Source organism: Pedobacter sp. UBA4863 (assembly GCF_002399615.1).
Lineage (GTDB): Bacteria > Bacteroidota > Bacteroidia > Sphingobacteriales > Sphingobacteriaceae > Pedobacter.
The window spans coordinates 132102-143632 of the sequence record NZ_DHDZ01000026.1 but is presented as its reverse complement, the minus strand read 5'-3'; the positions used below and the strand labels follow the sequence as shown (position 1 = coordinate 143632).

The following is an 11531-nucleotide window of genomic DNA, read 5'->3' as shown; positions in this document are numbered from 1 at the left end:
TATCTCTTTTGAGACAGCCCCTTCTACGTTAGTTTATTAATTTATTTTATTTAGCGAAACTGCCGAAGCGGATGCCAAAAAAGAAATCTGCTTGTTTCGATTTGTCGAACATTGCAGTTAAGATACTGCCAGAACCTAAAAATAGTGGCCCAATTTTTACGGCAGCGCCTGCGTTCATTTCGGTAAGTGCACTGTACGTTAGCGGAACAAAAAGACCGAAGGCTTTTGTTTCTATACGTGGCGTTACAGTATAAGAGTTGTAATAAGTATTGTTGAACGCTTTGTTTTGGCTACTGCTTGCCAAATTCATTTGTGTGGCACCATTTATATAAAGTTTACCTGTTAACTTATAGTCAATATCAAAATTTAACATGGTTGGCAGGCTAACGCTATAATTGTTTCCACTACTATTTTGTGGGGTAAAAAAATTAGGTTTTCCGTCTAAATAAGTTTTAATATCATCGATAGGTTGGTTGCCTAGCTCTTCTAAATTTAAGCCTGGATTGTCGGTATGTATTTTGTACCCGCCAGAGTTGGCTAGGTTCTTTTCATATTTTATGCTTCCTAAATCTGTTAAGGCTAGGCCTAATTTAAGCTTGTAGTTTTTTGAGCCTTTAGGCCTGTATTCGTATATCAAGCCCAAATCGGCGCCAAAGCCAGTGCTTTTAAACGAAGTAAGTTCTGCCGCATCAAAATTGTCTAAAGAAACGCCTGCAGTTCCTAGCTCTAGGCTGCCCGTTGCATTTTCTAAATAAACATTGTCGGTAACGGGGTCTTGTGATAGCGTAGCTTTTAGTTTGTTAATGTTTACGTAAGCGTTTGCAGCACCGGCTAAATATTTGGCGGTTACACCAGCTTTAATAAAATGTTTGCCCTTATCCATTAGCACATAGCCGTAGGTAAGGCCAACTTCAGACCACGCATTTGCGGTAACACGCATGTCTTTATTAGAGTTTATATTATAAGGAAAGCTAGATTTGTCGCTCTCATCTGCAATTTGTTTAGCAAGTGTTCCATCTAAATCGGTAGCGTTTAGCAAAACTCTGCCGCGGGTAGTTAATGCAATGCCACTTTTTCTGTTGAGGCCAATTAATATAGATAAAGGCTTTATATCGGCGCCAAATAATGCGTTAGAAGCCTTTGCGCCATCACCTATCAATTGGTCTGATAGTGAGTTGCCATCGGTAAGATCGCTCAAGTTTTTTAGACCAAAAGAGGCGTTGTTGTTGCCTATGCCCACACCTAGGGAAAGAAAGTTTACATCCCATTTATAGTTGTTTTGTGAAGCGTTTGCAGGGTTGCTAAAGACACCAAGAACACCGTTGTAGTTACTGGTTCTGAAGCCTGGTAGTTCTTGGGCACACAAACTTAGGCTAAACCCAGCCAAGATTGTTGTTAAGAAGATTGATTTCATGAATATGTTTGTTTGATTTAAGCAAAGCTATACATTGTTTAATGTGTAGGCAATACCCAAAAAGCGGTATTTTTAGAAAGCGCAATTGAACGATACTTGAATTAGAAATATAAAACAAAAAAAACTCCTTGGCGGTTAACCAAAGAGTTTTTTGTTAGCTTTTAATTTAAAGCTTATTTCTTTGTGCTATCTGCAGGTGCTGCAGCAGGAGCGGCAGATTTTGCAGGCAAGCCACCTCCAATTGGAGAAGGAGCAGCTGTTTTGTTAATGTGGCTGTCAATTTTAGAACCTGTTCCGCTAGTGGTGCTGTTTTTGCTCATTGCTGTAATTGCCAATGAAAATGCCACAATTAGCGCTAATAAAACCCAAGTTCCTTTTTCTAGCACATCGCCAGTACGTTGTACGCCAAACATGTTGCTGCTTGCGCCGCCAGTAGCCAAACCGCCACCCTTAGGGTTTTGAATTAAAATGAAAAAAGCTAATGCAACACATGCAATAACCAATAAAACAATAAGTAGGGTAGTAGCCATTTTATATAATAGTTTTAAATTTTCTTTTCTAAAGATTGTATAAGGTCGGCAAAGTAACCACTTTTTTCTGGAAATTTCAAACTTAATTTTTGATAAGTATCTATTGCCTTGTGGTAAAGCATTTGTTCTATATAGATATGCGCTAGTGTTTCCGATACCAAATCGTTCGCGTCTTCTGCACTTCGCTTTGCTTTATTCTCGTTGTTAATTTGTTCTGCTTTTAATGCCTTTATTTGAGGGTCGTTCTTAATAAAGTTATCAATAATCTGAGTTTCTTTTTTTAGTGACGTAGCATTAATAGATTGTTCTTCCTGGCTAAGTTCTAAGGGTGCTTGTATGTGAAAGATGTTTTCTACATACTGTTGTTGCAGGTCTGAGGTCGGTACGTTTGCCTTTACTGGAGAAGCAAAAGGTTTAAAAATTTGCTCGTGATCTTTGCGTGTTTTGGCCAACCACCATAAAAAAGTAAAAGGTAGCTTATCGTCATCGTATTTGCTAACTATATTTTCGTGCGTATGGCCTGTATAGCTAAGTGGCTGCTCTGTAATTTCGTTTTCTACTGCTTCTTCGGCAATAACTTCTGTACTAAAATTACTGTCGAAAGCAAAAAAATCGGTTGCGGCTGCGGTTTCAATTGCTAATTCTTGTGCTTGTATTGGTGCTTCTACAGTTACTGGCTGTTCAGTGTTGTTTGTCTCTTTTTCGGTATCTACAGGTGGCGCAAAAACCTCACTAATTTCTTCAAAGGTTTCTTGTTCGTCTGTTTCTACGGTTGTTGTTTCAGTTTTATCGATACTTGTTGCGGGTTCGCAAACTTTCAAAATCTCTTCTTGTAAAGGTGCAAGGTTTTCGATTTCTGGGGCAGTAAACTGATGATTTGCTGTTGGGGTAGGCAGCACAGCTTCGGGTTGAACTTTTTCTGCTGTTACATTCTCTGCAATCGGACTTTCATCAGTATTGGTTAAAAAAGTATTTGCCCAAGGCTGATAGGTAATTACATTAACTTGTTTTACGGGAATAAGCTGTTGGGGTTCGTAAATTACACGGTGCACTAAGCTGCCACCATTGTAAAGTGCCGCTTTGGTAAAAGCATTCTGCTGATTTTCGCTATGGTTGCTTGCTTTTGCCAACAACAAATGCAAGGGTTGGTAATAAGGAAAGGTTTTGATGAGTTGTTGCACGAAAGGAATATCTGCCGGCACCACCGATTGCGGTTTGGCAAGTAATTGCTCCAATTTTTGCTTCATCTCTATATTCAACTCCATTGCGCTAAGTTAATAATTGAAAATAAATTATCGTTACCATTGCGCAAAGGCACGGTTAAAAATGTTTTCTGTTAATTGTTGGTTTACCTGTTTTATTAATGCTGGCTCTTGGCTTTGCAAGGTTCCGCCCTGTAGTGTAAAGTCTTTAAAAGCGCTAAAACTTTCTTTAAAGCTACTCTTAACCTTGCCCGAATCTAAATTGTTGGTGTAGGTTACTTCAACGGTAATGGTTAACCTATTGGCGCCTGCTTTAGGTTGGTTATTGTCGGTAAATGCAATAGGTTTAATTTCGTAATTGGTAATTCTGCCCTCCAAAATAGCATCGGCGTCGTTTTGTGTAATGCTTAACCTGCTTTGTGTACGAATACGTTCTTTCAAATCTTCGGTAAAAGTTTGTGCTAAAGTGGGTACCACCAAAGGCGCATTATTTTCGAAAAACCTTACGTTAATGGTTTTCATGGCAGGAGGAATAGAAGCACCATTAAATTTATAGCTACAACCTGCAATGGCAAGAATTACTGCTAAAAACAAAACTATTTTCTTCATTGCTTAAAGATTTAACTCTTTTATTTTTCTATATAAAGTACGTTCGGAAATGCCCAATTCTTGAGCCGCAAATTTGCGTTTGCCTTTGTGCTTTTTTAGGGCTTTTTTAATCAAATCCGATTCTTTATCTATCAACGATAACGATTCTTCCACTTCCTCGGCATCGTGGGCGTAATTATAATCTACAGGGGAATTGGCTGTTGGATGCTTAATGGTAAGCGTTGGTTCGCTATGGCCATTTAGTGCTACATCTTGATAGAGTTGATTAATGAACTGCGGATTGTCGGCCATGATGTGTGCCGTGTTACCTCCGTTTTGGATAATCTCGGCGACTAACTTTTTCAGCTCAACCATGTCTTTTTTCATGTCGAACAGCACTTTGTACAAAATGTCTCGTTCCGAAAAATCTTCTTTGGTACTGCCGCCAACAGCAACAGGTAAATTATTGCTCTGTTCGTTAGGGATATAGTTTAGTAATGCCTGTGCAGATACATTTCTATCTTTTTCGAGTACGCAAATCTGCTCTGCAATATTTTTTAACTGGCGCACATTGCCCGGCCAACTGTAATTGCTTAGTATTTGAACGGCATCGGTATCTAATTGAATTCCTGGCGATCTGTATTTGTTGCTAAAGTCGGAAACAAACTTTCTAAATAGCAGGAAAATATCGTCTTTACGCTCACGTAATGGTGGGATACGCAATGGAACCGTATTTAAGCGATAATATAAATCCTCACGAAACTTGCCTTTGGTTACACTGCGATAAACATCAACATTGGTTGCGGCAATAATTCTAACATCTGTTTTTTGAACTTTAGACGAACCTACACGCAGGTACTCGCCGCTCTCTAGCACGCGTAATAAACGGGCTTGCGTGCCCAAAGGCAATTCGGCTACCTCATCTAAAAAAATGGTACCGCCATTGGCTACTTCAAAATAGCCTTTTCTTGCTTCGTGAGCACCAGTAAAAGAACCTTTTTCGTGGCCAAATAATTCAGAGTCTATAGTGCCTTCTGGTATGGCACCGCAGTTTACGGCAATAAAAGTTCCATGTTTGCGAGCGCTTAATTGATGTATGATGTGCGAAAAAACTTCTTTACCACTACCACTCTCCCCAGTAATTAAAACAGACATATCAGTAGGTGCTACCTGACTGGCAGTATCTATTGCTCGGTTTAATAAAGGCGAGTTGCCAATTATGCCAAAACGTTGTTTTATACTTTGTGTATCCATTTAAAAGTCTTGAGATGTGAGATATGAGATTTGAGACTGTCGTCAAGCAAATTCTTTCATTCAAAATTTAATTGTTTAATTTTTTTCACGAAAAGCAATTTCAGTTTTCCATCGGTTCCGAAAATCCTGCTATCCGTTTTACTTCGCTACGCTTGTGCTCACTACTATCAGGTTTATTTTACAAACATCTGTGTTTTAAACAACCAATAACCCACAAACTAACTAACCACACTACCAATTAGCGTAGCCGATGTACAACGTTCTATATAAACGTTTGCGTATTGGCCAGGTTTTACCGTGTCTGTAACAGGGAAAACCACCATGGCATTTTCATCATTTCGCCCTCTGTACTCTTTATCAGATTTTTTAGAAAAACCTTCAATTAGAACTTTTACGGTTTTGCCTACAAACTCTTCTAAGCAGGCCAACGAATCTTCTTGTTGTTTTTTAAAGATTTCTGCCAATCTACGAGCTTTTACATCTTCCGGAACATCGTCTTTGTATTTACGAGCAGCTAAAGTGCCTGGGCGCTCAGAGTAAGAGAAGGTGTAAGCAAAATTATACCTTGCATAGTGCATAATGCTCAAGGTATCTTGGTGCTCTTCTTCAGTTTCGGTACAAAAACCCGCAATAATATCAGAAGAAATTGCACAGCCCGGAATAATACGACGGATGGCATCAATTCTGTTCATGTACCATTCTCTGGTATAAGTTCTGTTCATTAAAGCTAAAATGCGGCTATTGCCCGATTGTACAGGCAAGTGTATATAATTGCAAATATTTTCGTATTTAGCAATGGTATATAGTACCTCGTCGGTAATGTCTTTAGGGTGTGAGGTAGAAAAACGAACCCTTAAATCTGGGTGAATTTCTGCTACCATGGCCAACAATTGCGCAAAGTTTACTGAACCTTCCGCGTGCTCTTTAATTAAAGCAGAGGGCAAATCTGTTTTGTTGCTCAGTGCGTCAAGCAACGCGTCGCCAGTTAGGGTATTCATGTCGTCAGCAGCATCGTCAATAACTTTTTTTGCTGTTTTCTCTGCGCTCCATAAATACGAGTCTACGTTTTGCCCTAAAAGCGTAACTTCGCGATAACCATTTTCAAAAAGCTCTTTCGCTTCGTTAATAATTGAGAATGGATCTCTACTGCGCTCTCTACCCCTGGTAAATGGCACTACACAGAAAGAACACATGTTGTCGCAACCACGCATAATGGTTACAAAGGCGGTAATGCCATTGGTGTTTAATCGAACAGGGCTTACATCGGCATAAGTTTCTTCACGAGATAAAATTACGTTAACCGCTTTATGGCCATCTTCTACTTGGTCAATCAGTTTCGGTAAATCCCGATAGGCATCTGGGCCCACCACTACGTCTACCAATTTTTCTTCTTCCAAAAACTTAGCTTTCAAGCGTTCGGCCATGCAACCTAAAACACCAACCACCAATTTCGGATTTCTACGTTTCTCTACTCCAAATTGCGATAATCTGTTACGTACACGCTGCTCCGCATTTTCTCTGATAGAGCAAGTATTGATGAAAATCACATCGGCATTTTGATAATCGTTTGTGGTTTCAAACCCAGTTTCAGAAAGGATAGAAGCTACAATTTCGCTATCTGCAAAATTCATTTGGCAACCATAGCTTTCTATGTAAAGCTTTTTGCCATCGCCCTTTTTATCCAATACCAATGCTTCGCCTTGGCGAGATTCGTCGTGTGTTTTATCCTGAAGCTTAAAATCTATCATCGAAAAATATTATTTACGAGCTTCAAAAGTACAAAAATTAAATGATAAATGACAGAATGGCAGGAATTTTACAATCTATTTATCTTATCGAAACAATAGGTCTTAATTTTTGTCTTTACCTATACAAACAAAAACCTTATGTCAAAAACAACATTTCGCAAACGCAAATTTTGGTATTGGATTGGTGGTATATTAGGGGCAGTTATCCTAATTTTAGGTATTGCTGCAATTATTCTAAGTGCTAAATGGAAGCCCACTTTAACCACTAAAATTAAAGAAGGAGTAAATAGTGCCTCTAATGGTTTGTACAAAATAGATTTTCAAGACATCCACCTTAATTTATTAACTGGCACTGCGATTTTAGATAACATTATTCTACTTCCAGATACCAATGTTTTTCGTCAACTAAAGGAAGCAAAACAAGCTCCTACACATCTTTTCCGCATTAAGGTGGCGCACTTAAAAATCTCAAGAGTAGGTGTTTTTAATGCTTATTTCAATAAAAAAGTAACTTTGAACGCTATTGTTTTGGATCGTCCTTCCATAGATATGGTTTATCATAAAGTTGCCAAAAAAAGAGATACCATTAAGGATGAAAGAACCTTGTATCAGCAAATCTCAAACTCCTTAAAGTCTATCGCTGTTAAGCAAATAAAAGTAATTGACGCCGATTTTGACTACTACAACGGCAAGCAAAAGTTAAATGCAGTGAAACATCTTTCTATTAATGTTAAAGATGTTTTAATTGATTCGGCAGCGCAGTTTGATACCACAAGAGTGTTTCATAGTAAAAACATTGGTTTTGAACTAATAGGATATCAATCTGAAACAAAGGACAAAATGTACACGTTGAAACTGGATACCTTGAGGGGTTCTATTACTGGGAGAGATTTAGAAATCCGAGGTTTTAAGATGGAGCCAATGTATTCGAAAATTGCCTTTAGTAGAAAATATAGGGCGCAAAGAGATCGCTATGATTTGAATTTCAAGAAAATTAATTTAACTGGAATCGATTACGTAGGACTGAATAATAATGGAGAATTACATGTCGAAGAAATTAGGCTCGGACCGGCAGAAGTAAACGTGTTTATGAACCGAGAGCTGCCACCCCCGGCAATAGATAAAGCAAGAAATTTTCCTCATGTAGCATTGAAGCGCTTACCAATTCCAACAGTTGTTGAAGTTTTGAAAATTGCTAAAGTGAATGTGGCTTATGGAGAGTATAACCCCAAAACTAAGGAAATTGGAACAGTAAAACTCGATGGTTTAAATGGGGTAATTAACAACTTAACGAATGATAGCGCCCGTTTGGTAACAAAAAATTATGCTTATGCAGATTTAACAACGTATGTAATGGGTGTGGCAAAATTGAATGTTAAAATAGATTTTAATTTAACCGCCAACAATGCTGCATTTCATTATAAGGGCACGGTGGGCGGTTTTGATTTAAAGGCTTTAAGTGCCATTGCTAAACCTTTGGGTGAAATTGAAATTGAAAGTGGAAAGGTAACATCGGCAAGTTTTGACGTGTCTGCAAATAACAGCGGCTCAAAAGGTGTAGTAAACTTTTATTATAACGATTTAAAAGTTAAAATGCTTGCCGAAGATGATGATGGGAAAGAAAAGAAAAAAGGGTTATTGTCTTTTTTGGCCAATACGCTTTTAATTAAAGATGATAATATGGTGGGAGAAAAAGGACGAACAGCAACAGTAATACATGAGCGTGTACCTCAGGCCTCGTTTTTTAATTTAATGTGGAAGACCATTTTTAAAGGCATGAGGGAAATTGTAGGCATTGGTGTTGTACCGATGAAAAAGATGCCTGAGCCTAAGAAGAAATAATAGCTAGATTGCTTTTCTGCAAACCCAATACGCATAAATTAGAAGCTGTTTAATCCCACCCAAGGAAATACACAGACGGCGGGACACCGTCTATCGGTTCAGGGCAATGTTTGGCCCCCTCGTCAAGCATAATAGGTGTTCCATTTTACACAGTTTTTTATTTTCTTAAAATTTTATCCATAGCCTTGCCTTTGGCTAATTCGTCTATCATTTTATCTAAATAACGGATTTGTCGCATCAAAGGATCCTCAATTTCTTCAATGCGGTAACCGCAAATTACCCCAGTTACTTTTGAGGCGTTTGGGTTAATTGTTGCCTGCTCAAAAAAATCTTTAAAATTGGTTTTGTGAGCTAGGTGTTGCAACAGTGTTTCTTCGTTATAGCTTGTTAACCAATAAATAATTTCATCTACTTCTGCCTTACTACGCCCTTTTTTTTCTGCTTTTGCAATGTAATGCGGATAAACCCCGGCAAAAGACATTTTATATACTCTTTCGTTATTTTTATCGTTCATGTTGCTTGCTGTTAATTCTTAAAATCAATTATTTTTCTACTAAAGCCAGCCATTCTTTAATAGCGTTTTTAAGTAGTGGTGCTTTTAGCTGTATATCATCTAAATCTCTAAAGTAAATTATCCTTCTGCCATCTGTATAATTACCTTCTAAAATTTCGGTATTGTTTTTTTATTACCATGCCGGTAGGTAACACGCACATAATTTTATCTTTACGCAAATTCATAACCAAAATATCTCTCTTATACTCCTTGGCATTAAATGCGCTCATTGCTCCCGAATAATAAAACGCCGGAGAATTCCATTTAATATGTTCCGAAATTTCATCGTCTGTAGCCAACATAAGCTCACGCAGATAGGTTACAGCGGGCTGAATGTTTTTGGGCAGTTTAGCAATATGTGCTGTTACCTGTTCATTATTAGTATATTTTGTTGTTGGCATAAATGAGACGTACTAAAGTTTAGTAGTTTATTGTGTAACGATAAAAATATGTATCTTGGAAATTGTTAACCTAGCTCAACACCTACAATGCCAAAAATTATCTTTAAAATTAGTAAAAAAATAAAACTGATTTTAGGTGTTTTGTTGTTTTTAATACTGATAGTTGCTGTTGCATCTTGGTATGTGGCAAAAAAAATAAAACCCATTGTACAACAAGAACTGGGGGTAATTATAAATAAAGCTACCAATGGACTGTATCATATTACTTTCGATAAAGTAAGTATTAACCCCCTTACCGGAAATGCCTCGTTAACAGCAGTACACCTTGTGCCAAACACAAAGGTGTACCAAAAATTGGTGTTGCAAAAAAAGGCGCCAAACAATTTATACCACATCGAGCTCAGGAAACTTAGCGTTAAAAAATTTCATCCTTTTAAAATCTACTTCAATCATAAGCTCGAAATAGATTTGCTGCTATTTGATAAGCCGCATATTACAATGATAAACAAAGCGTTGATTTTTAACGAGAATAAGCCCCCACAGCCAGAAAAATCGCCTTACGATTATATTAAAGATATTTTTAGCGCATTGCATGTCAAAACCATCGATTTTAAAAATGCCAGTTTTAAGTATGTGAACAACAATAAGGCAAAGCCCGATATTGATACCATTGCCAATATCAACATTACTTTAAAAGATTGGTTAATAGACTCTCTTTCTGCCAAGGATAAAAGCAGGTTTTATTTGTTAAAGGATGCTTACGTTTACCTAAACAATTACACTTATGCTACCCCCGATAGCATGTATTACATTAAAGCCAGCCAGTTTGAGTTTAGCGCTTCGGCCAAAAAACTAAACATTAAAGAGTTTGTGCTACAGCCCCGTTATTCTGAGCAAGAATTTGTAAAAGTGGCCGGTTATGCCAGAGAAAGGTATTCGCTACAATTAAACAATATAGATTTGTTAGGGGTAGATTTTCTTGCCTACATAAGAAATAGAGAGGTATTGGCCAATGAAATGAATATTGCTAATGGCTCGCTTGCTGTTTTTAACGATAATTCCTATCCTAAATCGGGGAAAGATAGAACGGGTAAGTTTCCCCATCGGTTATTGCAAAAGGTGAATATCCCTATTTCGTTAAAAAAAATCTCGCTTCATCAATTAAATATCAGCTATGCCGAGCTAGATGCCAAGAGCGGGCAGCGTGGCCGAATTAATTTCAACAGTACATCGGGGCTAATTACCAACGTAACCAACCTGGCTAAGCTCAAAAGGCGCAACCCAATAATGGAAGCCGAGCTGGAAAGCTATTTGATGGGGCAAGGGAAATTAAATGTTGGCTTTAAGTTTAATACCGTAGCACCAAAGGCCGATTTTTCGTATAAAGGGCAATTGCTAAACATGGATGGCCGGCAGCTAAACTACCTTACTAAGCCTTTGGGCATGGTGCAAATAAAAAGCTGTTTAATTCGCAAATTTGGGTTTGATATTGTTGCCAATGAAGAAACGGCCGAAGGCAAAGTAGAATTTATTTACAACGATTTGTCGTTGGCCCTAATGAAAAAGCACGAAGGCGGCGAACGATTAAAGCGTTTGGGGCTTTTGTCGCTTTTAACCAATGCAATGGTTATTTACAAAGATAATCCATCTGCCGACGGTAAATTTGTAGTAGCACCAATTAGTTACCAGCGCAGGCCTACGGCTTCTTTCTTTAACTTTATTTGGAAAACTTTGTTTGAAGGAGTAAAATATAGCGTGGGTTTTACACCTCAAAAAGAAGCCGAAATTAAAAGCTATATCTCTCGTTTCGAAAACATGAAAAATGAACGTGAAAAGCGTAGATTGCGCAGGGAATTGAGAAGGGTAGAACGACTTAGAAATCGCTAAACTAGCGTTCGAATTTTTTATTGGAATGGCCTCATTTTATTACAACTTTTTAATAAATAAGCGGTTAAAAATACTTGTGAAAAACGAAGAGATTACCCGAGAGCTAGTTATA

Annotated in this window: 10 protein-coding genes; 2 read left to right on the top strand and 8 right to left on the bottom strand. The window is 37.9% G+C overall.

The annotated features are described in order from the left end of the window. Positions 1–46: 46 nt before the first annotated feature. The 6 genes from B3I52_RS04765 to B3I52_RS04740 all read right to left on the bottom strand — a co-directional run bounded on the left by B3I52_RS04765 (position 47) and on the right by B3I52_RS04740 (position 6736). Positions 47–1414, bottom strand: a complete 1368-nt coding sequence (locus B3I52_RS04765; protein WP_293299303.1) for a DUF5723 family protein — start codon at positions 1412–1414, stop codon at positions 47–49. A gap of 173 nt (positions 1415–1587) precedes the next feature. Then, on the bottom strand, positions 1588–1944 hold the full coding sequence (gene secG / locus B3I52_RS04760) for a preprotein translocase subunit SecG (protein WP_293299302.1): 357 nt from the start codon (positions 1942–1944) through the stop codon (positions 1588–1590). 14 nt (positions 1945–1958) lie between these two features. Next, on the bottom strand, positions 1959–3209 hold the full coding sequence (locus B3I52_RS04755) for a hypothetical protein (protein ID WP_293299301.1): 1251 nt from the start codon (positions 3207–3209) through the stop codon (positions 1959–1961). Positions 3210–3242: 33 nt separating this feature from the next. Beyond that, a complete protein-coding gene (locus B3I52_RS04750) occupies positions 3243–3755 on the bottom strand; it encodes an LptE family protein (protein ID WP_293299300.1) in 513 nt (170 codons plus the stop codon). Between the two features lie 3 nt (positions 3756–3758). Next, entirely contained in the window at positions 3759–4988 is a 1230-nt protein-coding gene (locus B3I52_RS04745; RefSeq protein ID WP_293299299.1) for a sigma-54 interaction domain-containing protein, read from the bottom strand. Between the two features lie 218 nt (positions 4989–5206). Further along, positions 5207–6736, bottom strand: a complete 1530-nt coding sequence (locus B3I52_RS04740) for a MiaB/RimO family radical SAM methylthiotransferase (RefSeq protein ID WP_293299298.1) — start codon at positions 6734–6736, stop codon at positions 5207–5209. 138 nt (positions 6737–6874) lie between these two features. Between B3I52_RS04740 and B3I52_RS04735 the strand changes: the two genes are divergently transcribed. After that, positions 6875–8578 carry a hypothetical protein gene (locus B3I52_RS04735; RefSeq protein WP_293299297.1) on the top strand — a complete coding sequence of 568 codons (1704 nt, stop codon included), beginning with the start codon at positions 6875–6877 and terminating at the stop codon, positions 8576–8578. A gap of 157 nt (positions 8579–8735) precedes the next feature. On the opposite strand, the gene B3I52_RS04730 is transcribed toward B3I52_RS04735, so the two are convergent. Continuing rightward, positions 8736–9092, bottom strand: coding sequence for a DUF2200 domain-containing protein (locus B3I52_RS04730; RefSeq protein WP_293299296.1), 357 nt, complete (start codon positions 9090–9092; stop codon positions 8736–8738). A 140-nt stretch (positions 9093–9232) separates the two neighbouring features. After that, positions 9233–9532: a DUF1801 domain-containing protein gene (locus tag B3I52_RS04725; protein ID WP_293299295.1), complete on the bottom strand. Its 300-nt coding sequence runs from the start codon at positions 9530–9532 to the stop codon at positions 9233–9235. Between the two features lie 87 nt (positions 9533–9619). Between B3I52_RS04725 and B3I52_RS04720 the strand changes: the two genes are divergently transcribed. Further along, positions 9620–11419: a hypothetical protein gene (locus B3I52_RS04720; RefSeq protein ID WP_293299294.1), complete on the top strand. Its 1800-nt coding sequence runs from the start codon at positions 9620–9622 to the stop codon at positions 11417–11419. Positions 11420–11531 lie beyond the last annotated feature (112 nt).

Coding starts and splice junctions, on each gene's coding strand:
- B3I52_RS04765 (WP_293299303.1), bottom strand. CDS start 1,414: ATGAAATCAATCTTCTTAACAACAATCTTGGCTGGGTTTAGCCTAAGT.
- secG (WP_293299302.1), bottom strand. CDS start 1,944: ATGGCTACTACCCTACTTATTGTTTTATTGGTTATTGCATGTGTTGCA.
- B3I52_RS04755 (WP_293299301.1), bottom strand. CDS start 3,209: ATGGAGTTGAATATAGAGATGAAGCAAAAATTGGAGCAATTACTTGCC.
- B3I52_RS04750 (WP_293299300.1), bottom strand. CDS start 3,755: ATGAAGAAAATAGTTTTGTTTTTAGCAGTAATTCTTGCCATTGCAGGT.
- B3I52_RS04745 (WP_293299299.1), bottom strand. CDS start 4,988: ATGGATACACAAAGTATAAAACAACGTTTTGGCATAATTGGCAACTCG.
- B3I52_RS04740 (WP_293299298.1), bottom strand. CDS start 6,736: ATGATAGATTTTAAGCTTCAGGATAAAACACACGACGAATCTCGCCAA.
- B3I52_RS04735 (WP_293299297.1), top strand. CDS start 6,875: ATGTCAAAAACAACATTTCGCAAACGCAAATTTTGGTATTGGATTGGT.
- B3I52_RS04730 (WP_293299296.1), bottom strand. CDS start 9,092: ATGAACGATAAAAATAACGAAAGAGTATATAAAATGTCTTTTGCCGGG.
- B3I52_RS04725 (WP_293299295.1), bottom strand. CDS start 9,532: ATGCCAACAACAAAATATACTAATAATGAACAGGTAACAGCACATATT.
- B3I52_RS04720 (WP_293299294.1), top strand. CDS start 9,620: ATGCCAAAAATTATCTTTAAAATTAGTAAAAAAATAAAACTGATTTTA.